Consider the following 24317-nt stretch of genomic DNA (forward strand, 5'->3'; position numbering starts at 1 on the left):
TTAAATGTAGTCCTTGGTCGGTAGGGCAGGCCCTTGGCGTTGCCAGCGAAAATCAAATGCCAATAAAAATACGAGACAAGATCGAAAGCATCCGCCGTCTGGATGCTGAAAAAGTTATACTTCCTCAAACCTCAAGCAAGCGCAAGCCGGGATTTTTGCGGGATTCCGTCGCGTGTTGGTCCCAACTCGCTTGGACTGAGGAAAGATAACGCGCGTCGCGCAGCGCTTCCTTAAGGAAGGCTTGGATCACCGCTTTAACCATATTTGGCTTACGGCTGCCGTGCGAACGAGCCAGCAGGAGACGAGCTTTCGATCGACCGAAATATAGCTGCGTTCTCTATATGTTCAATGTTCCAGGGGCAAGGCGTTTGCTCTGCTGCCCAATTGCACGTTCGAGCTGGCCGCTCGGGCAGCAACAAATCCGGAGGAAGCGCCATTGAGGCGCGGGGCGGCTCGGTGAACGCCGGAAGCTTGGGAAAATATAAAGGTTTTTGGCTTAGACACCCTCCAATTGCATCCTCGCCGGTCCTTTCAACTTCGCCATTGCCTCAGGATCCTTCGAATGACCAAACCAGGCATCTTCAGCATCGAGGGCCTAAAGGCGAATTGGGTCAAAACGCTCTGGCTGCTTTCCTGCTTACTGCTGGGGTGCGCCGACCTCGTGACGACGAATGTGATCCTGGATCTCGGGATGGGCGAACTGAACCCGTTCATGAGGCTGGCTCAGACCTGGCTCGGCGTCTGGTGGCTTGTTCCCAAGCTCGGTTTGACGTTTCTCGTGACGTGGCTCCTTTGGCGCAGCAAGAACGTTTACAACGTTGCCCTTGTGGTGGCCTTCTGCTCCACGCCCGTACTGAACAACCTCGTCCTCATCATCGCCGGCACGAACTGAACCGGTCGCTTCGCCTCAGCACAATTGGCGAATTGGTAGGCAAGTGGTAGAGTTCCGCTATCTTCGAGGCGGCCATTTGCATGGATGAGCTATTTGGACTGAGCAAATTTTTGCTGACGCTTTTGATCTTCGTTCCGATCGAGCGGTTGTTTGCTGCGAGGCCTCAGAAGATATTCAGACGCGGCCTGCTGACCGATCTGGCCTTCCAGTTTGTCAACGGGTGGCTGATCCTGATCGGCGTGATTGTTATCGTCACGATGGCCATTCTGGTCAATCAATCCATGCTGCCGTCGGCGGTGAAGCATATGATCGACGGTCTTCCTTATTGGGTGCAAGTGGTCCTCGTGATCCTGATCGGGGACCTCGGGGTCTACTGGACCCACCGCATCCTGCATGCCGTGCCCGCCATGTGGCAGATGCATGCGGTCCATCACGCTGTCGAAGAACTGGACTGGCTCGCTGCGGTTCATCAGCACCCGCTTGACGTGGCATTCATGAAAGCCGGCTCGCTGTTTCCGCTCTACGCGCTCGGCTTCTCCACAGAAGCGATCGGGACTTACTTCCTCGTCTACTACTGGCAGGCCTATCTCGTTCACGCCAATGTATGCTTGAGCTACGGCCCTCTACGGTACGTCTTGGTGTCGCCCGAGTTTCATCACTGGCACCACAGCAGCGAGGTGGAAGCCAAGGATAAAAACTTCGCCGGCGTATTCTCGTTCTACGATTGGCTGTTCGGAAGTGTCTACCTTCCAAGGGAGAAAAAGCCGAAGACATTTGGCGTTGGTCATCCGATGCCATCCGGATATTTGCGGCTTTTGGCGCACCCGTTTCGCGTATGGACATCGCGCCAAAGGCGCGATGATCAGTTAAGTCGTGCATCGTCTTCCGGCGTAGTTCGTCCGGGCCAAGACGAACTGACCTCGCGGGAACGATCGCGCTAGGTCTGAAAGCGATGTCTCTTAATCTCCCTTGGGAGCAACAAACGTCTAGTCTGAGCAGAATTGAGCAGCCCTTCGAATAAGACGAAGACCTCGCGCGCCTGGACGTAGACATCGGTGTTGATGGAATGCTGATCAAAGCCGTGCGACGCCAGACGCGTCTCGATCTCGGACGACATCCATTCTCCGGACGAATGAGCGAGGACCGTTGTTAAATGAACAAGGCCCGTCGCTTGGTCGATACCTGTCGTTTCAATCGTTGCGATCTCATGGTTCCCTAGGCACTTGCGGAATAAATCCAATCCACCTCCAATGACCCCGGCAAACTCCGCCCCTGCATTGCAGGCGCTCCTATCGACCATTCGGAGCGCTGCGATCCGAGGTCACGGGAGCTTAATGCCGAACAACTGAGGAGCCTCGCCGGTCTCGACGCAGCGCCAGAATTTCTTTCTCGCCGTCAGTCGTAAGTGTTGGTGCATCTTATCCAACGCTATCCTCGGCGGTTGCGTGTGCTGGAACGTTATTGGAGGCCTCGTGGCAACCGCGGAAATATGCTGAGCGTTTCAGTTCGATCCAGTGATAATGAGCAAATTGTTTAATACAGGCGTACAGCAGAACGCCACCACCAGAGCGATGTTGTACGGGTTGTTGCTTCGCCAAAGCAACCACATCATGACATACGTCAAGCCGAGCTTAGGGATCAGCCACCAAGCACCGAGCCATGTTTGAGCAATGTGCATAAACGGGTTCAACTCACCGAGACCAAGATTCAGGATCGTGTTGGTAGTGAAGAGATCGGCTAGTCCAAGAAGTAAAACGGAAAGCACCAGGAATGTCTTAGCCAGGTAACCCGGCTCTAAGATGATTTCGTAAGCGATTGCGACGCCGTGAGGGTCGTTCTGCTTAAGCCAAGGCTGCGCGGCCTCGCTGGTCGCAAAAACCTTCAGGTACTGCGGATCGCCAATGTTCTTGCTTGTGTCTGTGTAGATCCAAACTTTCATTTTTACATCTCAAACAAGGATAGAGTTTAATCTCGGCGAGCCCGGAGAAAATTCAACTAAAGGGTCATGACCTCGGTTAGCGCATCTGCTCTAGCTCCAACAAGCATAACGGCAATTCAAGATCGGTACCACCGCAACTGCCGCTCGGAGCGCAAGGCGAGGCGCCGACGCGCGGGTTTAGTCGGGGAGTCGCCTCCTGATATCCCTAATGAGCAACAACCGCCTCGTTTGGGCGGCATTGAGCAGGGCCTCGAACAAAACGAGGGCCTCACGTGGCCGGATGTAACCTCCGTGTTGATGGAATGCTGATCAAAGCCGTACGACGCCAGACGCGTCTCGATTTCGGTCGTGACGGCGGGATCGAGCCGCCAGCTAAGCGCATTTTGACGCGCGTAGTACTCAGCCTCGCCCTCTAGTTCGGGCACGACCCCGGCCATGTCGACGCCGCGTAAGGCAGCCTCAATGGCTTTTTGCCGGAAGATCGACAGCAGCCGGTGCCGCAGGCTGCGATGGCGCTGGATCTCCGAGGACAGTTCGGCGACGTCGATCGCAAGCAGCCATTCGATGGTCGACCGCGGCCCCAAATCAGCGAAAACCGCCTGGCGCAGCGCATGGTGGTGGTCAAGGCGTTCACCGGGAAGCAGAAGGGCAGGTGCCGCCAATACCTCGAACTCGACCGGCACCGTCGTTGTCAGCCCCTGTGCGGTATGGGTGGTTTGGAATGGCCTGTTCATCTGGGACGAGCCTCCGACCGCAGGCGGGAGGAGGTCGTCGCGCTGACGACGGCGGTGAGCGGGCTGTGGATTGGGCTTGCCGCCTATAGGTCATGCGCCACCTCAACGGTTCGATCTTCAGGTTCGCCCACCAGGCCCTTTCGTTGATCTGTCGATGCAACTCGTGGTGATGGGCGCGGCACAACGGAACGGTGGACTCGTCGCTGACGCGGCCGAGAGCCCTAGGTTGCTCCATTTGATTGTTGCGCTGATCTCTGATCTCTGCCGCGCTCCCGGAGCCTGCCGGGGGGCGGGACCGTCGCTCTCTGAGCTCGAGCGGCGATCCCTCATCGCACGATATGCATGGTCGGGGTGTGGGGTTCGGTCGGCCAATCCGCACGATTAGGCAGATCGTAAATCGACAAATGCCCGCGGCAAGTGCCATTCCGAACTAGCAAGCGGATAGGGCAAGGTCGAGCTCTGGCGCAAAGGTGGTAGCGCGCCGCACCAATTGCGATAACCATCGTAGAAACACGGGAATTTCCAGAGAGGACAATAGCGGCACAAGCCGCACATAGCAGTTGGCAGCAATCCTGTCACGAAACTAAAATGCGACAAGCGCTTCGAGGAGCTTTTTGCGTGCAAGTCATACGAAATGGATTTCTATCGCTTCTGGCCTTAGGGGTGTTGACCCTGGAAGGTCACGCGCAAACTCTGGTCGCATCCTTGGAGTGCGATTTTCCGCCCGCTTCGACTGGTGACTGGAACATGGCCGCGTCGACCCTGCAGTACTACATCGACACAGCAAGAGGTTGGAGAGTGAACGAAGATTCGTTCTCCTTTGATGGCCCTGCAAACATTACTGTCGATGGAAAGGATCACGTAGTTTCGCTTTCGATCACTATTTCCAGACAGTCAGGCAAAGCTAACAAAACCCTGTCGTCGGAAGGGAAATCCCTTGCAGTCAGCGGGGAATGCAGAAAAATGGAATCCTCCGGACGGAAGTTCTAAGCGCCGGGGCATGGAGGACACTGAGAAATTAATGCTCGGGTTGTCCTTTCGGAGTGGGCTTTTCACCCGCAGGGCCTATTGGCTTAGGACCGGCCAGGGGCGCGGGGCTTATGGGTGGAAAAGAGATCTGATCTGCATCGTTGGTTGATTTGTCCGGTCGTTTTTTGGAGCGACTCTCATTGTCCAACCAGGGTCAGATCTTCTCCCAGCCTGGACTGTATGCCGTGTCTAGAAAATCGATCTGATCAGTCTTGAAGGTTTGAACAATTCGCTGCTTACTGCAGCCTGGGACGACTGCGATTCTTGCAACGCTGTCGAGGGGGCTCTTGACCAAATAGCGCATCACTACCGGTGGCCGCAACGATTCACGACAGTCCAGTTTTGCAACGAGCCGTCCTTCGTTTTGATGGGCCTCTCGCAGTGAGCTCAGTGATTCGGCAAGCCAGAAGGACGATGCAGCGCCAAGAGGCGACCCTCACTGCGCACAATTCGTGCGCTGAGTGAGATGTTCGCCCGTACCTTCCCGGATTTTGCTGCAAATGCGAAGGGCGCTAATACTCTCAATACCGGGGATAGATTCATCAAGGTCAATATTGCGGATTTCCGAGTAAAGGGGCCGCCTCGCGCGCGGCCCCTTTTCATTTCACGCCATGACGAGTGCTCCGGCTGACCCTCCCGCCAAAAAGCGTCTGGCTAAGTTGATCTGCGATCCTGAACAGACAGTTGAAGTATGCCGTTGACAGCTTGACATCCTCGACCTTGAACTCGCGACTGAACTTACGTCTTCGCATGACCAACTTGGTGTCCATCAAACCGGCAGCAGCTCAGCCGTGCCAACCACGGCCGACGTGGGCGGGCTGTGGATCGGGCTTGCCGTCCACAAATCATGGGCCAGCCGCAAAGGCTCGATCTTCGAGTTCGCCCACCAAGCCCGTTCGTTGCCGTGTCGATGCAGTTCTTGGTGATGAGTGCGACACAACGGAACGGTGAACTCGTCGCTGACCTTGCGGCTGAGAGCCCTGGGTTGGGCGAACTTCAAATGGTGGGCATCGCACGGGCTTTTCCGGCAAACGAGGCAAGGCTGTTCCCGGACAAACTGCAGGTGGGCCTTGCTGCGCTTGCGCACGGGCTCTTTGGGAAAAGCAAGATTGGCCGTCGCATCAATCGGGAGGGCCTCAACGGACACATCCGTTTGTGAGCAGTCGTTTGTGGCAGGAGGCACCTGCGGCACGCCTGCGAGCTTCTCAGGGTAGGCAGACTAATTGCACGGGCATCTGCCTCTAGTAGGGTGTTCTTTTTGGGCAGTCCGACTGAGGCCCAAGCGAGAAGGTCTTTCTCACTCGTTAAGCAATCGAGCTCCGCCAACATCTCCTCCCTCAGTTGGACTGATTGATCCAGGCTGAGTAGCGGAGGCCGCTGCGCAGCGCCTTTATTTCCTTTGACGTCGGGCCGATTGCCGGCCCTAAACTCGGGGGGCGGCGGGGCCGCTGTCGCGTCCGGCGCATCTAAGTCGTCCTCGCCCGCGATACCCACAAGGGCGAAGAGAGCGTATCGCCGGGCATAAGTGAGGGCAGCTCCCATCCGGTGTGGAGCATTGATTTCGCTGACGGGACACACCGGCCACTCGAAGACATCCATTCTCCGGACGAATGCGCGAGGACCGTTGTCAAACGAACAAGGCCCGTCGCTTGGTCGATACCTGTCGTTTGAACCGTTGCGATCTCGTGGCTCCCTAGGCACTTGCGGACCAAATCCAGTCCGCTCGCCAGAGAGGCGTATCTGAAGCTGCGTGCCTCTTCGCGCGGAAAGACTGCAGGGATGGTCGCAGTCAGCGCCTTTTCGAAGTTGGAAAGTTCGAGTTGGGCCTTGGCCAGCGATCGCGCCGATCGTTTCGCTAGACTGCTGCATGACCGGCCTCCTGAATAACATGAAAGCTGATTGAACCGGATTTCGAGCGGGTGGCCCTAAGCCCGTGGCCAGTCGCTTCTCTTGCGTCTTCTGGCATCAACTTCTTCAGCTCAGATTTTGCGGCATCGTGCTCGAGATGGGCTGAGCGCGTCCGATGAAAGACCCCGGCAAACTCCGTCCAAGCATTGGAGGCGCTCATATCCACGGTTCGAACAGCTTCAACCCGGGGGCGTGGGGATTCTATGCCGAACAGCTGAGGGAGCTCGCCGGTCTCGACGCAGCGCCCAGAATTTCTTCTCTGCCGTAAGCAGCAAGTGTTGGTACAGCGGGTCGGCCGGAATGGTCATCTCTACCCATTTGCCGCCGCCAGTAATGATTGACAGCACCGCCGTTCTTGACGCGGAAACCCACATATTGTGCTGCAATTGTGCGATATGTTTTTCGGCAGCCGCTTCTTCAGAAAACGACCAAGGCAGCATGAACTTGGCCTCGAATACCGCGCCGGTGGCCTCCACCATGCCGTCGAGGGTTGCCGCCATCCAGCGCTTGACGGGGTGGAAGACCCGCCGCTGCACCTGAGTTACGACTTGGCCGGTGTTCTTCTCGTACCAGTGACGGTTAAGCTGCTCGGTCGCCGTGCCCAGCTGGACGATCAAGTTGCTTGATAAATCCTCGGGCTCGATTTCGCCCCGCTTCTCTCGCCAGAGACGGACCAAAGCGGCTTCATCAGCCCCCATGATAATGCGGGCATCAGATCCGCCTACGAAGCGACGACGATCCGTCTTAAAAGCAATGTGAGATTTTGATTGGGAATCATTGCATTCTCCACGTTTGTACAAAATGTTGATAAGGCATCAGGATAGTCAACATAAAATGTTGAAAATCATTTCTCCTGCTCAATGCCGCGGAGGACGGGCGCTGCTCGATATGACCCAGCATCAGCTGGCGTCGATCGCCGGCCTCGGCCTCTCAACGGTCGTTGATTTTGAGCGGCAGCGGCGAACTGTGTCGGAAGAAGCGGTTCGGAAAATGCAGGAGGCGCTCGAAAAAGCCGGGCCGCACGCACTCAGGACAAACAATTTGGCAAACAGATTGTCTTAGTGGACTTCGGCGACGAGGTGCCCGATCAACACCAAGCCGATTGCAAATCCCCTGATCGCATCCAGCCCCGAGCTGTGCTTCATTCTAAAATCTGCATTCCAAAATCTGCGGTGAAAGAATTCAGCCCCATTCAGTCGCGGCCAGCATATGCCTGATGCCGACCGCGTTCTGGTCGCGTTGGATATATCCCGTCGGTGTGAAAGGTCCTGCATGTCCGCTGCAACTTGGTGGGCGACCTCGGGCGGGATCTCGATCGGCTTTCGTTTGATGGACATCCAAGGACGGATCGCCTCCACGATAGGGGCGGGACCGTCGCTCCGTGTGGGCTGAGAGTGGCGGTCCCTCATCGCGCGATATGCATGGTCGGGGTGTGGGGTTGGGTCGGCCAATCCGCACGACTGGCACATCGTAAATCGGCAAATGCCCACGGCAATTGCCATTCCTAGCTAGCCAGGGGGATATAGCGGGAAGGTCAGTTCGTGGCGCAAAGGTGGTAGCGCGTCGCACCAATTGCGAATCTCGGCCACCGTAGAAACACGGGAATTTCGGGTGGGGAGACACGGTTGCATGGCCCGCACATTACGGATGGCACCAATCCCGTCACGAAACTAAAATGCAGGATGATTTGGTGAGACCGCGATAAGCGCTTCGAGGAGTTCTTACGTGCAAGTCATACGCAACGGATTTCTATCGCTTCTGGCCTTTGGAGCGTTGACGCTGGAAAGTCACGCGCAAAATCTGGTCGCATCATTGGAGTGCGATTTTCCGCTCGCTTCGACTGGTGATTGGAACATGGCCGCGTCGACCTTGCAGTACTACATCGACACAACAAGAGGTTGGAGAGTGAACGAAGATTCCTTCTCCTTCGATGGCCCGGCAAGCATTACTGTCGGTGGAACGGATCACGCAGCTTCGCTTTCGATCACTATTTCCCGACAGTCAGGCAAAGCTACCAAAACCCTGTCGTCGGAAGGGAAACCCCTTGCAGTCAGCGGGGAATGCAGAAAAATGGAATCGTCCGGACGGAGGTTCTAAGCGCACCACGGGTCGTGGAGGACGAAAGGCGAGACAATGACGACCACAACGCCTGACCGTTGATGCAATCTTCTTCGCTCGTTATCGAACTGATCCAGGTCCGGCCGCGGCTCGCGGTCTGGATCGCAGTGCTGCTGCAGGCCACGTTGTGGCTCGCGGTCGCGCTGCTGTTCTATGCAGGTCCACCACCCAATCTTGCGATCGTGCTCGCTTATGGCCGCGAATATCAGCTCGGCACCGATCTCGGTCCTCCACTGGCGTTCTGGCTTGCCGACATCGCCTTTCGCGCCGCCGGCAATCATGTCTTCGGTGTCTACCTCCTGGCGCAGCTGTGCTCGATCGTGACTTTCTCGGCACTCTATCATCTAGCGCGCGCCATCGTCGGCAGCCAGCAGGCGGTGCTGGCCGTGCTTTTGACCATGACGGTCACGGCGTTCTACGGGCCGAATTTTGGTCCGCTGGTGGCAGCGCGGCCGCTTTGGGCGTTGTTGCTGCTGCATTCCTGGCGGTTGATCGGGCAGAACCGGCGCAATGTCTGGCTTGCATGGTCGATCGAAGCCGGCCTCTTGCTGCTGACCACGTCCGTCGCCCCCGGCCTGTTGCTCCTCATAACGTGCTTTGCGCTGGCGACCGCGCAGGGGCGCCGCGTCTTGATGTCGGTCGATCCGCTGTACGCGCTGCTCGTCATCATCGCACTGACGCTGCCCTATCTGAACTGGCTGATCCGAGCCGATACCGTGGCGGTCCAGCCACTGCCGGAGCTTTCGGACTTGAAAGCACTGGTGACGGGTTGGGCTTTGCAGGCCGGCGGCCTGCTGTCGGCGAACGGGGAAATTTTGCTGCTGATGGTGTTCAATTCCCGCATGTTCGGCCGCTCGCCCGAGGATACGCCGACCATCTATCGGCCGCCGCTCGAGCGTCTGGCGCGCAACTTCGTGTATTTCTTCGCGATTGCGCCTGCGCTCGGCGCAAGTCTGTTCTGGGGTCTATTCGGCTTCGATCTTGTAGCGGGCGGATTGGGAGTTCCGCTCATGATGACCGGGCTCGCCGCGATCGTCGCCAGCGGCAATCCGATTCACCTTCGGCGCCCGCGGCTGTTGCGGACGTTGTGGGTTGGGGCCATCGTGGCTCCGGGGCTTCTGGTCATCGCCTCGACCCTGCTCCTGCCATGGACCGGCGGCAGTGCGGTTGCGATCTCGTTGCCAGCCCAGCCGATCGCGCGGTTCTTCGTCGACGGTTTTGAGCGGCGAACCGACAAGCAGCTTCGTGCGGTAGCCGGTGATGCGGAGATCGCCAGTCTGATCTCGCTGGATCGGGGGCGGCCGCATCTTTTTCTTGATGCCACTCCGGAGCGGACGCCTTGGCTGACGTCGCAAAAATTCAACGAAACAGGTGGCATCGTGGTCTGGCGTGCCTTCGATACCATCGGTAGGCCGCCCGCGCCGATCGCGCAGCGCTTTCCGGGCCTCGTGCCGGAAATCCCGCGCGCGTTCGAATTGTGGGTGAATGGACGCCAGCCCCCATTGCGGATCGGATGGGCCATTGTGCGGCCGAAGGCGCAGTAGGAGCGGTTAATGTATGGCGACCGCGAGCGTCGCATCCGGGATTTGAGAGGTGCGGCGTGGAGCCTTGCATACAAGCCGCTACTTCACCTCTAGCCCGATCTTGTCCAGCCGTCGGCTATTGTGCGGACAGCGGGCGCCGGGTAACAAGAACGGGCCGGCTGCGAGACGGAACACGGTGTGCTCGAAACCTCAAGACGAAGATTGAATACGAAATAACCTAAGTTCCCGGGGCAACGAGGCAATGTCCGACTTCAGGGTAGAGTTCCGGCCGAGCGCAATTGCGACGGCAACGCGCGCAACGACCGAGATAAGGCTTAGACAGGCGGCGGCGAGCCCCGTCACTCCAGATCGCGGGCCTTCCGATTTTCACTGCAAGTCGGGCAGATGTATCATTTGTCCGCGAGCGCTTTGGGAAAGGGACCGGGTAGATCCGACGGTACGCTGCCGCGCTCGCACATAGGTAGCAGGACTAGCAGCAGCCCGCATTGTCTCGTTCCAGCTCTCGCGGAGCAGGTCGTCGGCCTCACGGATCAGCGCCTCGTCACCGGCACGCTTCACGGCAGAACGGGTCGCTTGTTCCCGTCAACTCTACCGAAACGATCCGGCTTTCTGGATTCTGGTCTCCAAAAGGGACAGCCGGAATGCTGTGCCTTTGCCTGCGACTAGCCGCCACTTCACGTCCGGCTCGCGCGAGCTGCCGATCCGGATCGAATTATGCGAGCGTTGAAAGCAAGCGCGCATCGGAAGAAGAAATAGTGCCTGGCGACTGCGACATGCAGATATCACCGACGAGCGAGATTCAGTCCGTCCTCTACTACCAGACCTGACGGAAGATAAGCGAGCAACTTTCCGTCCGGTGGACCGTACTTCCAGAAGCGGGCGGCACGATGAAAGCCGTCGATCAATATCGGAAAGCTGAACGAGCGACCAAACGTGATCGGATCTGTGGGAAATTCATAGCTCGTTCCTTTGGGAAGTACGCTTCGAGGATCGTCGAGATCGACGCTGGTCGTCGTCATATATTCCTCGAACGAAACAAAACGTCCCTCGCTTTCGGGATGCCATACATTCGGTGGCACGAACATCGAGCCCAACCTCGCTCGCCCGACCTTAACGACCTCAAACGAAATTACGCCGGTCAGAAATGCGAGCAGGACCGGCCGAGCGCACGCGGTACCCAAGGCGAGTTCATACTGCTCATCCTCAGAGAGCTGCTCGAATGAAGTCCCGCTTGATCGCTTCGCGACGAGATGCCCTAGATCCGCATAGTGCCGGGCGGCCGGAGAATCCGTCAACTCGCTGTAACCCCATCGGGCTTGAACTTCCAACAGGGGTACATTTTGCAGTCTCAAACCGTTCCCCTTGCTTCTACAGGTGTCACACGAAACTGTTTTTTGCCTATGCTCAATGGCCGAGCGGCATCGATGGGATTTGCGACTACCTGGTCTTCAAGCGGTCGCTGACACCTTCGTCGCGCTGGACGACGAGGGGCGGCACACAAACAAAACTGCGCATAGCTTGGTAAGCGGTGTTCATCGCCCCATCGATCCCCTGATCCTCGATTACGATCGGTGTTCCAGGAAACGGTATGAGCTGCTTCTTGAGAGGCAACACAGCACTCAGGAGGCGGCTCGCTCCGCTTGGGCTAATCGAGTATGCCTGCGTTCCGAAGGCGTGTCTGAGCCGCTGGGGACGATAAATGGGTCGGCCGTCCGAGGTATCGCTCCAGGTAAAAGGTTCGGTTCGATCGTAAAATCGAAGTTCCGCAGCTGAAAATCCGAGATCGATCCAAAGAAAAAGCGGATCGTAAACATAGCCCCATAGGATCACGTCCCAGTCGGCGGGAAGTCGTGCCAACACGGCCGATCGATGCTCATCGAACGCGGGATGGCTAAGGGCGTCGTCCTCGAAAACCGTCATAGGTTGATCCTGAGACGCGGCATTTTGCCAAAGTTGGATGTGAGAGAGTGCGCAACCCAAGGCTCCGGCACTGTAATCAAGTCCGAGGGCAATTAGCCCCTGTCTTTCGAGTTGCGAGCGATCTAGCTTGCTCCCATCGATCGCGGAGACTCGTTTAAATCTGCCTAGGTGGGCATTGCGGGTTCTGAACTTTTCCCAGCGACTGGTGCTTTGGTCCAAGTTGAGTACACAAATCTCATCCGTTGATTGCGTGGCCTTCTTGGGTCGGCCAGGAACGCTTGCTTCCTGCGCGAGCAAGAACGAACCGAGGCCATCTGCAATGATCGAGCGCGCCACGACCTCTGCGCCGACCGAATTTAGGTGAAATTCATCCTGATAAATATCGGAGCGGTTGGCCAGCTTCGCTTCTAAATCGCACAAGGTGTGCCCAGCCGCACGAGCGGCCGCGCGAGTCGTCTCGTTGACGGATGCGCGAGTTCTGGTCACTGCTGGGTTGACCCCTTCGCCTTGCAAATGGGGAATGGTCGCGAACCAAAGCTCGATGCCAAAGGATCGAGCGGCGAGCGAAAAGAGATCTAGCAGCCGACGACGATCCGTGAAGTTCGGAGCGGGAAGCAGACTATGGTCCCGCCACGAGTTGTTTGTGTTGAGGTCAACGATCGGCTCGAGCCAGCAGTCATGACTCCAGAAGCTAGCCCCCAGGCTCGCCACATCGACGTCGACAATTCCCGTCATCAGAATGACGAGGTCGGGCTTGAGCGGTATGATCTTGTTGAGAAACAGATTCAACATGTGGAGGGTTGTCGCTCCACTGTAGCCACCGTTTCTTACTATGACATCTAGAGCACTCTCACTCCGCAGAATCGTCTCGAGTTTGGCGCAAAACCGTTCATCGGGGTCGAGATACATGCCCTCGACCACGCTGTCGCCGAGAACGATCACTGTTCGAGCCGCCGTATCCGAAGACTTGGATCCGCGAATGAAGCCGAGGGCGTCGGTCTCCATGAGATATGGCTTCCGGACGAGTGTATGCTTTCGGCTTTCGACGTACTCATCTGAAGGCGTGTGAGACAAGGATACGTTCGCTGGATATTCCTTCAATCGTATCGTCCTTTTTCCATTGCCAGCCGGAACAGTCTCCTTTCCCGGTGTCTCCTGTGAGGGTTTTGCTACAAGTTCTCCAGCGATCAGCGGTCGAATTGCCTCCCCATCGGATGCGAACGTCAACCATCCGTAAATCTCGCGAGTGTCCAACGTTTGCGAAATGCCCGCGCGACGCGCGCTATGGGAAAATATGACATATTCATACCGGCCCGAACCATCATCGTAGGTCAGTTGCGGTATGGCGTCTGCGCGAACCAGATATGTGCAATGGACGACAGGTACCTCGTAGAGCCCTGGCGAGGAGCGGCTCAGGATAATGTTGTATTCATCGCTGGGTAGAAAATATCCGTTCGCGTCGATCTTTTGATGGTAGTTTGAGTACAGCGGTCTGTCCCCGTCTACGCATTTGAGTAGCGGCGCTACGATCGGACGATTCAAATCTACGAGGCTTCGTAGGGTGAGGGGGCGCAGATAATTGTCGACGTCGACCACGAGATAGTAGTCGCACCCCAGGGCCAGAGTCCGGTTCATGCTGTGCTGGCGAATTCGACCCAGCACGGAGAAGCGAGTGGCATTCCACTCGTGGTCGGCAAAGTCCTGGACGCGTTCCGATACGTCGCTGTCGTCAAACTCTACGTGCGAGTATCGCGGTCCGACACGTTTGAGCCAGTCTCGGAGAATTTGGCCGGTGTCATCTTGATTGTTGTTGGTCCGGATGTGAATCGCAATTCGATCCGGCGGATAGTCGAGCGCCTCAATGCATTCCAGGAATAATGGCAGATGGCCAGCCTTGTTTTTAGCGAGAATTGCAATCAGCACCTTGGGAAGAAGACGCGCTGCGCCGGGCTGCCTGGGCACATCCGCAGGCTTAACCTTTTCGGAAATCTGGTCTTTCGCAAAACGCAGATTGTCTTCTACGCGTTTCCTCAGACCTTCATCGATTGATGAAATTTGAAGGATGCGAGTGCAGGCGTCGATGCAGCCTTGATAATCGCCAGACCAATAGGCATTAACCGAGAATTCGTCGAGGAGCCCGAATTCATAAATCCATTCTTCGGCGAACAGCGCTCCAATAGGCATCGGCAAATCTATGCCACGGCGAGCGAAGTCAGCTCCCTGCTTGTTGCGGCCCTTTAGACGGCAATAACGGCTGGCTCCGTGTAACGCTTCAGCTCTCGCGGGCTGTGAGTCGCTGGCTCGCTGATAAGCCGCAATGACGTCCTCTTCAGGATGGGCAAGAGCCTCCTTAAGCCGCGCCGCACCATAAAGGGACATGAAGACCTCTTCCTGCCAGAAGCCCATTTCAGCCCGGGCCAGGTAGAAGGTGAGTGCTTTTTCCGGCTCATTGCAGTCGCGATAGCTCTGAGCAAGGTAGAACGTATAACGAGAGCGGAGGAACGGGTCCGTCTCGTTCTGCAGCGCGCTCTCTAAAAGCGCAGCATCTTTGCGGTATTTCTTGGGATCTTGGCTGCGCGCGCCGCCGCCACCGATCTGGATCGCGAAGCCGGAGGCGGTCTCCCGACCGTGGGCATCGGCCGGCGCCTCCACGAACTCGTGCAGGACGCCTCGGAAATAGAATTCTTTTCGATTGCTGCATATGTGCGGTCGATAGTGACGGATGCCATTGTGGTTGATGGTCACGTCATAGAGGTCTGCGGTCATGCCGGACTTGAAGGCAGCGACATCAAATTTGGGCTCGATGGTGAGGGCGTCATCGGCGTCGACGATGAGGGCGTAGTCGACGTCCGGGTTACGGCGCAGGCAAGCGAGCGCATGCGATCGATTGTATGCGAAATCCCGCCAAGGCTCGTCGATGACTTCGCCTGCCAGTTTATTTCTGTCGAGCCACTGTCTTATAATGTCCTGTGTGCCGTCGGTTGATCCTGTGTCTTCGATCAGCACATAGTCGATCAATGGTCGAACGCTGTCGAGACAACGGACGATGACCGCCGCCTCGTTCTTGACGATCATGCATAGGCCGATCGACTTTCCCTTTCGCGGTGACAATCCAGACTCCTTAACCACGGGCTCTTTATTTCTGCGTGCGTTCTCGGACGGCGGGGGAGGCGGTGCAGCGGAAACCGCGGCCAACGACGTCGGATCACTCTCAAGTGCGGCACGGACCTCGGCCGCATCGATCGAGGCGATCCAGGACTCACTGTCGGCGACCCCGTAGGATACGAGCAAGCGACAGCCGTCGGGATGCCAAGCCAGACCAGCCGCGAATTCGACCCCTTTGTCCTTGAAATAGAACGGGCGACTAAGCCGGCGCAGACCATTATCGCGATCGAACCAGACAAAGCGATGCTGATAGAACCGTCGACCGCTCTGCCACTGAACTTCATGAACGAGCGCGAGCCAGCCATCGTCAAATTCGACGAGTTGCGTTCCGCCTCGGAAATGCTCGACGGCAAAGTTAGCAACACTTTCTGAGACGATATCGCCCCTGTCGCTTACGATCCTGGTCGGGTCGCACGAGTAGACGAAACGCAGACTTGCACCGTTGGCCTGTGGCATCCAGTTCTTTTCGTGCCGTCGAGGACCCTTAGGACGAACCACGCGCCAGTCAGTAAGCCGAATTTCGGAGCTGCTTTGGTGTTCAATCCGGGCGATTAACTGCTCGCACCAACCTTGAGCGTTCAGCTCGCGCACGCATGCGCTGCCCCACAATGAACCATTCCAACTGAACAGACGGATATCCTCAAGTCCTTGCACGTCTTCGAATTGGGCTTTTGGGAAGTCGGCAGGCGGCAGGATCTCGGCCGCCGTTTGCACTCCAAGATGGGTGTTGAGCCGTAGCAAGAAATTGCGCGTCCGAATGGGCGTATTGTCGTCCGTTTCATATGAGCCGTCTTCGAGCAAGCGAAAATTCACCGCGCGCTGCGCGAGATAGAGGTCATCTCCATGAAGCGAAACGGAAGGATTGGTCAGCCGGTAGCCTTGGGACGCATCGTAATCCACCGGCCGGGCAGAAAAAGATGCAAAGAGCGTTTGCGCTGGCCGCAGGTAAAAAAACAGGTTCGTCCGGGCGAGGTCGCGGGGACCGTCCGGAATTGCTCGGTTAAGCGCTAGGCCATTGCAGATCGAGAATCCCCGATTCCAGCGAGCCGCGTCCTGACTGTAGTTTGCAGCAATCGAAAATTCCTCACGTAGACCGGTCTGATAAACATCGCTTTCGATGAAAAGGATGTCGTTCTCAGGGGTTGTTATCGAAAGTCCACGCTCGGAAAAAGGGAGGCTCGTCTCATGCATCCCGCGTTCCCGATAGTACCGTGCGAGATCGTACAGCGGCTCAGCGCGTGCCGGCCGTTGCTTGAACGCTTCAAGCGCCTTGCCGACAAACCCGTCTTCATCACCTAGGTCTCGCAGGCAGCGCGCGTGCTGCAGCCGTGCCATCCACGCCTCTTCGTCCCAGCCTCCCATATCCGCGCGCTTGGCAAAGGTAGCAGCGGCCTCGGCGTGTCGGCCGGCATCTCGATAGGACCACGCGAGGTAGAACCAGTACCGGGTGTTGTCGGGCTCGCTTTCGAGCGCAGCTTCGAGCAGTCGAATATCCCGCTCCGATTTGTCGCCGCGGTTCGCTCCACTGGCGTGATCGAGATACCAGGCGCCCTGCAATTCCGTGACCTCTCCGGGGACGTCGACGTATTCGTGCGTGACTCCAACATATCTCGAGCCGCTGTCACGCCGCACCAATCGCGTATTCCAGTAGCTCAATCCCCCCGACGCGCGCTGCAAGAGGCGGTAACCGGGGCCGGTAAGGGTTTTGCGAAAGTCGGCGTCGTCGACAATGAACTCCATATCTGCGTCGTTGAACAGGACGTAGTCGAAATCAAGCTTTGAGGCGCAGGCACGATCAAGCGCGTTGTTTCGGGCCTGCCCGAAATCGTGGAAGGGAATTGTATGGAGTTCGCCCGGAAGATTGCGCCGGGCAAAGAATGTCTTGATGAAGTCTTGGGTGCCGTCGGACGAGCCGGTATCGCAGATGACCCAACAATTGATGTGGTCAGCGACTGCCGCCAGGCAGCGCTCGAGATTTGCCATCTCGTTCTTAACGATCATGTTCAGGCAAATGCGTTTGTTTTCTACCACCGCCAAACTTTTTTGGTTGCTGCAAGAAATTGCGAAAAGCTTAAATTAGATGAAAATTGACCTGCGGGACGCGCGAGGGTGACGCGGATCTTTGGTTCCATCAGCGGACCTCACTGAAAGCGCTAACAACTTAGCTGAAAATGTTCGGGCAGCAAATTCAGCAGGTTGTCGGCCTTAATGCGAAATCAACTCGCTGCTTATTGGAACTCGTCATGAAATAATTTGACTTAAGTCGTGTTAGATTCTGAATTTTCTTGCGCTGTTTTTCCCAATCTGCTTATGCTTAAAGAATAATTAATTTTTCGCGGTCCGTCTGCGCTTCAGGCGGGGGTATTTGGAATGACGTTCAATCTTGGAATGTGGTCGTCGGTTCGTTGCTGATGGCCTAAGTGAATCTAGCGAACAACCACCCAAGGTTGAATCACTGTTTTGTAGTTGGTTCGAGGGCGATCTCCGGACGTACGTGCTCCGGGTGTCGACCTCGTCCGTACGTTGGGTGGTATCGTATGGTTAAGTCAGGTCGAGCCGACAAGTCGGCGATTTCCCACAGCATTCCGTCCATTGCACCTCCGATAACGGCGCTAGGCGTTGCCAAGTATGCAGGGCTTCTCTCTGCGGGCATCTCTAACGAGATCCTGGTGACCGGATCGTTGCCGCGAGGCGAGACCACCCAAAACGTCACCTACTTCGTCGTCGACCAAGCTACGAAGACGATCGTTTCCCAGGTCATTCTGCCGGATGCGTCCGATCGCTTTAACGCGGTTGAGATGCGAGTGAAGGTCGGGCGCTATGTGAGCGCCTACGACATCGGCACCTTTAACGCGAACGGAGAGTTTACGGTTTGCCCGTTCCTGTCCGTCCGCAGTTCTCTGAATCTATCACCACCTGGCGGACCGAGCAGCGGATGATTTAACCGCGCTACGGGGAAGTCTGCATTTTGATTTTGGGTCGAGGCGGCACTCCGCGATCGGCGCGATGTGAATTGTTGTGAGCTAAAACAGGATCAATTTCATGGCCCACAAGTCAGAGCTTCTGTTCGTCGATCCATTCGTCCCCGATCTGAATACACTGCTGGAAAATCTGCGACCCGAGGTTCGGGCGGTCGTACTCGATTGCGAAAGGCCCGCGGCGAAGCAGATGGCGGAAGCGCTGAGTGGCGCTGAACGGCTGGACGCGATCCATGTTGTCGCGCATGGCGCACCGGGCCGGGTGGTCTTCAGTTCAGGAGAATGGTCGTCGGCGACGCTGGCAGGCGATAAGAGTGAGCTTGCAACGATCGGCCGAGCACTCAAGCAAGGCGGCGAGTTGCGCCTGTGGAGCTGTCGGACCGCGCTCACCGACGAAGGTGACCGTTTTCTTGAAGCGCTCGAGGATGTAACCGGCGCTGTTGTTCATGGGGCCAGCACCTTCATCGGTGCCGAAACGCTCGGGGGCAATTGGACGCTCGATTCCAGGAGCAACGACCGCTCGGCGGAGGCGCCGATGACCATGCTTGGCGCGCAAAGTTATGGAGGCTTGCTCGACGCTGTTTTGACTCTCAATGGTACGATCGGAAGCTCAGGTCAGCCCGTAGTCAACAACACATTCTATGTGGTTGATCTTAGCACTTTTTCAATTGTTTCCTCATTCCAACTCCCGTCAAAGGGGTTTGGCGCGGGCACGGGTAACGTCTCGGGCTTCAGCGTTGAAACGCTGCTTCCGAGTGCAACGGGAACCTACGGGGTATACTACAACTCCAACGGGAATAATTACATCTCGGTTGCAACCATCACGAACGGGGTGTTTTCGGCAGGTGGTACGGCGAACAATGATACGTTTACTTCGGGAAGCGTTTCCACCTCACTAGGAGCAACGGGCGCGACTGGTCCGACCGGAGCAACGGGCGCAACCGGCGCGACGGGAGCCAGCGGCGCAACAGGTGGGACCGGCGCCACGGGTTCGACAGGTGCTACTGGCGCGACCGGATCGACGGGTGCAACGGGAGCAACCGGCTCGACGGGAGCAACCGGCGCCACGGGTGCGACGGGCAATACCGGCGCCACAGGTGCGACTGGCGCGACCGGATCGACGGGCGCAACGGGAGCAACCGGCTCGACAGGTGCAACCGGCGCCACGGGTGCGACAGGTGACACCGGCGCAACCGGTGCCACAGGTGCGACCGGTGCTACGGGAGGTACCGGCGCAACCGGAGCCACAGGTTCGACTGGCGCCACGGGTGCAACGGGCGACACCGGCGCGACCGGAGCCACAGGATCAACCGGCGCAACCGGAGCCACAGGTGCGACCGGAGCTACGGGCGCGACGGGTGACACCGGCGCAACCGGTGCCACAGGCTCGACCGGCGCCACGGGCGCAACGGGTGACACCGGCGCAACCGGAGCGACGGGATCGACCGGTGCCACGGGTGCAACGGGCGACACCGGCGCAACCGGAGCCACGGGTGCAACAGGCGACACCGGTGCAACCGGAGCCACAGGCGCGACGGGCGACACCGGCGCAACCGGAGCCACAGGATCGACCGGCGCCACGGGCGCGACGGGTGACACCGGCGCGACCGGAGCCACAGGTGCGACGGGAGCCACGGGTGGGACGGGCGACACCGGCGCAACCGGAGCCACAGGTTCGACTGGCGCCACCGGTTCGACGGGTGCGACCGGCGCCACGGGTGCGACGGGCGACACCGGCGCAACGGGTGCGACTGGCGCCACGGGTGCAACGGGTGACACCGGCGCGACCGGAGCCACAGGTGCGACCGGCGCCACCGGTGCAACAGGCGACACCGGCGCAACCGGAGCCACGGGATCGACTGGAGCCACGGGTGCGACCGGTGACACCGGCGCAACCGGAGCTACAGGATCGACTGGTGCCACAGGTGCAACGGGTGCCACCGGTGCAACCGGAGCCACCGGATCGACCGGCGCCACGGGTGCAACAGGCGACACCGGCGCAACCGGAGCCACGGGTGCAACAGGCGACACCGGTGCAACCGGAGCCACAGGCGCCACGGGCGCAACCGGAGCCACAGGTTCGACCGGCGCCACGGGCGACACTGGCGCAACCGGAGCCACAGGATCGACCGGCGCCACGGGCGCGACGGGTGACACCGGCGCAACCGGAGCGACGGGCTCGACCGGCGCCACGGGATCGACCGGCGCGACGGGTGCAACGGGCGACACCGGCGCAACCGGAGCCACAGGATCGACCGGCGCAACGGGAGCTACGGGTGACACCGGCGCAACCGGAGCCACGGGATCGACCGGCGCCACGGGTGCAACGGGTGACACCGGCGCGACCGGAGCCACGGGTGCGACCGGTGACACCGGCGCAACCGGAGCTACAGGATCGACCGGTGCCACGGGCGCGACGGGTGACACCGGCGCAACCGGAGCCACAGGTTCGACCGGGGCAACGGGAGCAACAGGCTCGACTGGTGCCACAGGTGCAACGGGTGACACCGGCGCAACAGGATCGACCGGCGCCACGGGTGCAACGGGCGACACCGGTGCAACCGGAGCGACGGGCTCGACCGGCGCCACGGGTGCAACCGGCGACACCGGCGCGACAGGAGCCACAGGTGCGACGGGTGATACCGGCGCAACGGGAGCCACAGGTTCGACTGGCGCAACCGGAGCCACGGGCTCGACGGGTGCCACGGGCTCGACGGGAGCTACCGGAGCGACGGGTGCAACCGGTTCGACCGGTGCCACGGGCTCGACCGGAGCAACTGGTGCGACCGGCTCGACGGGTGCAACGGGAGCAACTGGTCGGACCGGCGCCACGGGTGCCACCGGCAACACCGGTGCAACGGGCTCGACCGGGGCCACGGGCGCAACCGGCTCGACCGGTGCGACTGGACGTACCGGCGCAACGGGTGCGACCGGACCAACAGGGCCTACCGGTCCGACGGGCCCGCAAGGCAACACTGGTGCAACTGGTCGTACTGGAGCAACGGGTGCGACGGGCTCAACAGGCGCCACCGGTTCGACGGGGGCAACCGGACGCACCGGCGCAACCGGATCGACCGGCGCCACGGGTGCGACAGGAGCAACGGGCTCGACCGGGGCCACGGGCACCACCGGCTCGACGGGGGCAACGGGAGCCACTGGCGCAACCGGAGCCACGGGCTCGACCGGTGCAACTGGAGCTACAGGTGCCAGCGGTGCGACGGGAGCTACCGGAGCGACTGGTGCAACCGGAGCAACGGGCTCGACCGGTGCCACAGGTGCCACCGGTTCGACGGGCGCGACCGGCTCGACGGGTGCAACGGGAGCTACTGGCGCAACTGGAGCGACGGGTGCCACCGGCTCGACGGGTGCAACCGGAGCAACGGGCTCGACCGGAGCGACAGGTGCCACCGGTTCAACGGGTGCAACGGGAGCGACGGGCTCGACCGGCTCGACTGGAGCAACGGGCTCGACCGGTGCCACCGGTTCGACAGGTGCAACGGGAGCTACTGGCGCGACCGGAGCCACCGGTTCGACGGGTGCGACCGGAGCAACGGGAGCGACCGGCTCGACTGGTGCAACCGGAGCAACGGGCTCGACAGGTGCCACCGGTTCGACGGGTGCAACCGGAGCTACGGGCTCGACCGGAGCAACGGGTGCCACCGGTTCGACGGGTGCAACCGGAGCCACTGGCGCAACCGGAGCGACGGGCGCGACCGGCTCGACGGGTGCAACGGGAGCAACGGGCTCGACCGGAGCGACGGGTACAACGGGCTCGACCGGAGCAACGGGTGCGACCGGCTCGACGGGGGCAACCGGAGCTACTGGTGCCACCGGGTCAACGGGAGCAACGGGCTCGACTGGAGCCACAGGTGCGACCGGCTCGACAGGAGCAACGGGAGCTACTGGCGCAACCGGAGTGACCGGTGCCACCGGTTCGACGGGAGCAACTGGCGCAACCGGCGCTACTGGTGCAACCGGTTCGACAGGTGCAACGGGAGCTACTGGCGCGACCGGAGCCACCGGTTCGACGGGTGCGACCGGAGCAACGGGAGCGACCGGCTCGACTGGTGCAACCGGAGCAACGGGTGCCACCGGCTCGACGGGAGCAACGGGCTCGACCGGAGCTACAGGTGCGACCGGCTCTACAGGAGCAACGGGAGCTACTGGCGCAACCGGAGTAACGGGTGCCACCGGTTCGACGGGAGCAACTGGCGCAACCGGAGCCACAGGTGCCACCGGCTCGACGGGAGCTACAGGAGCGACCGGGGATCCTGGTGCAACCGGAGCAACGGGCTCGACCGGAGCCACGGGTGCCACCGGTTCGACAGGTGCGACCGGAGCAACGGGCTCGACCGGAGCCACGGGTGCAACGGGCTCAACGGGCGCCACCGGATCGACGGGAGCCACCGGTTCGACCGGAGCCACCGGTTCGACCGGAGCAACAGGCTCGACGGGTGCAACCGGCCCGAAGGGGTCGACCGGAGCGACCGGCTCGACTGGTCCGCGTGGTCCGACGGGTCCGACCGGTAGTCACCGTCACCATGGTCATACCGGTCCGACGGGTCCAACGGGTGGCACGGCCGGAGCGACGGGCTCGACGGGAGGCGCCGGAGCGACTGGTGCTAGCGGTGCGACGAGTGCTGGTGGTGCGACGGGCTCGACAGGCTCGGCAGGTGCAACGGGAACGACTGGTCATCAAGATCAGTCATCGCTGACCACGACGATCAACTCCGACACGACCGTTGGAACGTTGAGTCCGGTGCTGCTGCGCTTGGAGGCTGCAGTTGCGGACCTGGCGCTTGCAATGGCTGGAGGTTCGATGAACGGCCAGCAGTTGCAAGCCGATCTCACGACGATCAAGAGCTTGGCCCAGACGCTGTTGTCCCGCATGGGCAACACAGATGGCGGCTCAGCTTTCGATCAGAGCCGTCCGGGCGGTGCAGGAACGATGGGTCAATTCGATCAATCAAATAGGCCCAACCTCAACCTGCCGAAACACGACTCTTAAGGTCGGCGGCTGACGAAGTGACGAACGAGGAAGCCATGGATCGCGCATCCCTGGCTTCCTCTCCGATCAAGGCCCGGAATAGCCGATGGTTGGCACTACCATGATCGACCGCCGACGCTTCCTCGCTCTCGTGGGCAGTGCGGCGGCTCTCTTGGTCGAGAGCAGAAGGTCTTTCGGGCGCGAGATCCCTCCGACAGAAAGCCTCCTGAGTGCTCCGATCGAATTGTCGGGCGATTGGCATGCAGCACCGAACGACGCGGTGATGCGTGTGCTCACCCGGATCCGCGAAATCGATCTGTCAGGACTGCGATTGCTGTCGGATCGGCAACCCAAGAAGCTACGTATCGAAAATCAGGGTGAAGGTGCGCCCGCGATCTGGCTGCATAGCGATCAACCTGACATGGCATCCATCATCGTGAACGTCGGCTATGCCGATTGGTGTAGACTCGCCTATCAATTCGGTCACGAGCTTGGGCATGTCTTGAGCAACAGCTGGCAGCTCTCCGCCAAGCCGCAACCTCCGACACAATGGCTCGAGGAGGTACTGGTGGAGACATTTTCGGTTCGCGGTCTGCGGCTGCTCGCCGGCAGTTGGGAGAGATCACCGCCATTTGCGGGAGACGCAGGTTTCGCGCGGGCCATTCGTCAATATGGCTCAGCGCTGCTGGACAAGTTCAAAGCGGACGATCTTTCACCGTCTGAGTGGTTCCGTACAAATCGGGCGAAGCTGGAAGTTAGATCTGGAAAGGAAGTTCCGTGGGGACCCGCGGTGGTCGGCATCCTGCAGATCTACGAGGACGTCAAAGCAGGGAAACCAACCTGTCTCGATGATTTGGGAGCCTTGAACCGCTGGCCGGAGCGGACATCCGTTCCGATCGAGCGTTACCTGGATTTGTGGACGGAAAGCTGTGTTGCGATTGGTTCCACCGGCGAATTGCCGGCCCGGCTACGACAACTGTTCGCGATCGCGTGAGATGTCGGTGGGCAGGGTCGCAATCGCATCAACCACGTGCAGGGATTTCGGTGTCGCGGCCTGTCGAATTCGTCTAGATTGCCGCGAGATAGTGAAGAATTTTATTCTG

The 24317-nt window shown here is 59.3% G+C and carries 16 protein-coding genes and 3 pseudogenes; 10 read left to right on the forward strand and 9 right to left on the reverse strand.

The window, feature by feature from the left end:
• The first annotated feature begins 562 nt into the window (after window positions 1-562).
• Both AAFG13_RS00115 and AAFG13_RS00120 read left to right on the forward strand, forming a co-directional pair.
• Complete coding sequence (locus tag AAFG13_RS00115) at window positions 563-892, forward strand: DUF5658 family protein (RefSeq protein ID WP_342710744.1); 330 nt, start codon at window positions 563-565, stop codon at window positions 890-892.
• An 80-nt stretch (window positions 893-972) separates the two neighbouring features.
• Window positions 973-1833, forward strand: a complete 861-nt coding sequence (locus tag AAFG13_RS00120; protein WP_342710745.1) for a sterol desaturase family protein — start codon at window positions 973-975, stop codon at window positions 1831-1833.
• On the opposite strand, the gene AAFG13_RS00125 is transcribed toward AAFG13_RS00120, so the two are convergent.
• From AAFG13_RS00125 to AAFG13_RS00140, 4 genes and pseudogenes are all read right to left on the reverse strand, one after another.
• Window positions 1830-2132 (reverse strand): hypothetical protein, encoded by a 303-nt coding sequence (locus AAFG13_RS00125; protein ID WP_342710746.1) that lies wholly within the window; start codon window positions 2130-2132, stop codon window positions 1830-1832. The two genes, AAFG13_RS00120 and AAFG13_RS00125, sit on opposite strands and share 4 nt — an antisense overlap.
• A gap of 261 nt (window positions 2133-2393) precedes the next feature.
• A complete protein-coding gene (locus AAFG13_RS00130; RefSeq protein ID WP_342710747.1) occupies window positions 2394-2831 on the reverse strand; it encodes a DUF5658 family protein in 438 nt (145 codons plus the stop codon).
• Window positions 2832-2947: 116 nt separating this feature from the next.
• On the reverse strand, window positions 2948-3565 hold the full coding sequence (locus AAFG13_RS00135; protein ID WP_342710748.1) for a hypothetical protein: 618 nt from the start codon (window positions 3563-3565) through the stop codon (window positions 2948-2950).
• Window positions 3562-3794, reverse strand: a pseudogene (locus tag AAFG13_RS00140) (single-stranded DNA-binding protein); the annotation flags it as partial. The gene AAFG13_RS00135 and the pseudogene AAFG13_RS00140, both read right to left, overlap by 4 nt.
• A gap of 389 nt (window positions 3795-4183) precedes the next feature.
• Here AAFG13_RS00140 and AAFG13_RS00145 point away from each other — a divergent pair.
• A complete protein-coding gene (locus tag AAFG13_RS00145) occupies window positions 4184-4555 on the forward strand; it encodes a hypothetical protein (protein ID WP_342710749.1) in 372 nt (123 codons plus the stop codon).
• An 808-nt stretch (window positions 4556-5363) separates the two neighbouring features.
• On the opposite strand, the gene AAFG13_RS00150 is transcribed toward AAFG13_RS00145, so the two are convergent.
• Together AAFG13_RS00150 and AAFG13_RS00155 are read right to left on the reverse strand one after the other, a co-directional pair.
• The gene (locus AAFG13_RS00150) at window positions 5364-5786 is read right to left on the reverse strand and encodes a DUF968 domain-containing protein (RefSeq protein ID WP_342710750.1); all 423 of its coding nucleotides are present in this window, start codon (window positions 5784-5786) and stop codon (window positions 5364-5366) included.
• A gap of 663 nt (window positions 5787-6449) precedes the next feature.
• Window positions 6450-7257, reverse strand: a pseudogene (locus AAFG13_RS00155) (YqaJ viral recombinase family protein).
• 79 nt (window positions 7258-7336) lie between these two features.
• Here AAFG13_RS00155 and AAFG13_RS00160 point away from each other — a divergent pair.
• The 3 genes from AAFG13_RS00160 (at window position 7337) to AAFG13_RS00170 (ending at window position 10164) form a co-directional block, all read left to right on the forward strand.
• The gene (locus AAFG13_RS00160; RefSeq protein WP_342710751.1) at window positions 7337-7564 is read left to right on the forward strand and encodes a helix-turn-helix transcriptional regulator; all 228 of its coding nucleotides are present in this window, start codon (window positions 7337-7339) and stop codon (window positions 7562-7564) included.
• Between the two features lie 663 nt (window positions 7565-8227).
• Entirely contained in the window at window positions 8228-8599 is a 372-nt protein-coding gene (locus AAFG13_RS00165; RefSeq protein WP_342710752.1) for a hypothetical protein, read from the forward strand.
• A gap of 62 nt (window positions 8600-8661) precedes the next feature.
• The gene (locus tag AAFG13_RS00170) at window positions 8662-10164 is read left to right on the forward strand and encodes a glycosyltransferase family 39 protein (protein ID WP_342710753.1); all 1503 of its coding nucleotides are present in this window, start codon (window positions 8662-8664) and stop codon (window positions 10162-10164) included.
• A 782-nt stretch (window positions 10165-10946) separates the two neighbouring features.
• Here the strand turns inward: AAFG13_RS00170 and AAFG13_RS00175 are convergent.
• Together AAFG13_RS00175 and AAFG13_RS00180 are read right to left on the reverse strand one after the other, a co-directional pair.
• Complete coding sequence (locus AAFG13_RS00175; protein WP_342710754.1) at window positions 10947-11516, reverse strand: hypothetical protein; 570 nt, start codon at window positions 11514-11516, stop codon at window positions 10947-10949.
• A gap of 85 nt (window positions 11517-11601) precedes the next feature.
• Window positions 11602-17280 carry a glycosyltransferase gene (locus AAFG13_RS00180; RefSeq protein WP_342713524.1) on the reverse strand — a complete coding sequence of 1893 codons (5679 nt, stop codon included), beginning with the start codon at window positions 17278-17280 and terminating at the stop codon, window positions 11602-11604.
• Window positions 17281-17786: 506 nt separating this feature from the next.
• On the opposite strand from AAFG13_RS00180, the gene AAFG13_RS00185 reads away from it, so the two are divergent.
• Both AAFG13_RS00185 and AAFG13_RS00190 read left to right on the forward strand, forming a co-directional pair.
• Complete coding sequence (locus AAFG13_RS00185; RefSeq protein ID WP_342710755.1) at window positions 17787-18188, forward strand: hypothetical protein; 402 nt, start codon at window positions 17787-17789, stop codon at window positions 18186-18188.
• 103 nt (window positions 18189-18291) lie between these two features.
• Window positions 18292-18741 (forward strand): annotated as a pseudogene (locus tag AAFG13_RS00190) (DUF4347 domain-containing protein); the annotation flags it as partial.
• A 287-nt stretch (window positions 18742-19028) separates the two neighbouring features.
• Here the strand turns inward: AAFG13_RS00190 and AAFG13_RS00195 are convergent.
• Window positions 19029-21104: a hypothetical protein gene (locus tag AAFG13_RS00195; RefSeq protein WP_342710756.1), complete on the reverse strand. Its 2076-nt coding sequence runs from the start codon at window positions 21102-21104 to the stop codon at window positions 19029-19031.
• A 1942-nt stretch (window positions 21105-23046) separates the two neighbouring features.
• Between AAFG13_RS00195 and AAFG13_RS00200 the strand changes: the two genes are divergently transcribed.
• Complete coding sequence (locus tag AAFG13_RS00200) at window positions 23047-23235, forward strand: hypothetical protein (RefSeq protein WP_342713583.1); 189 nt, start codon at window positions 23047-23049, stop codon at window positions 23233-23235.
• An 85-nt stretch (window positions 23236-23320) separates the two neighbouring features.
• On the forward strand, window positions 23321-24208 hold the full coding sequence (locus tag AAFG13_RS00205; RefSeq protein WP_342710757.1) for a hypothetical protein: 888 nt from the start codon (window positions 23321-23323) through the stop codon (window positions 24206-24208).
• Window positions 24209-24317 lie beyond the last annotated feature (109 nt).

Origin of the sequence: Bradyrhizobium sp. B124 (genome assembly GCF_038967635.1) — a bacterium.
In the GTDB taxonomy this organism is placed as follows: Bacteria; Pseudomonadota; Alphaproteobacteria; order Rhizobiales; family Xanthobacteraceae; genus Bradyrhizobium.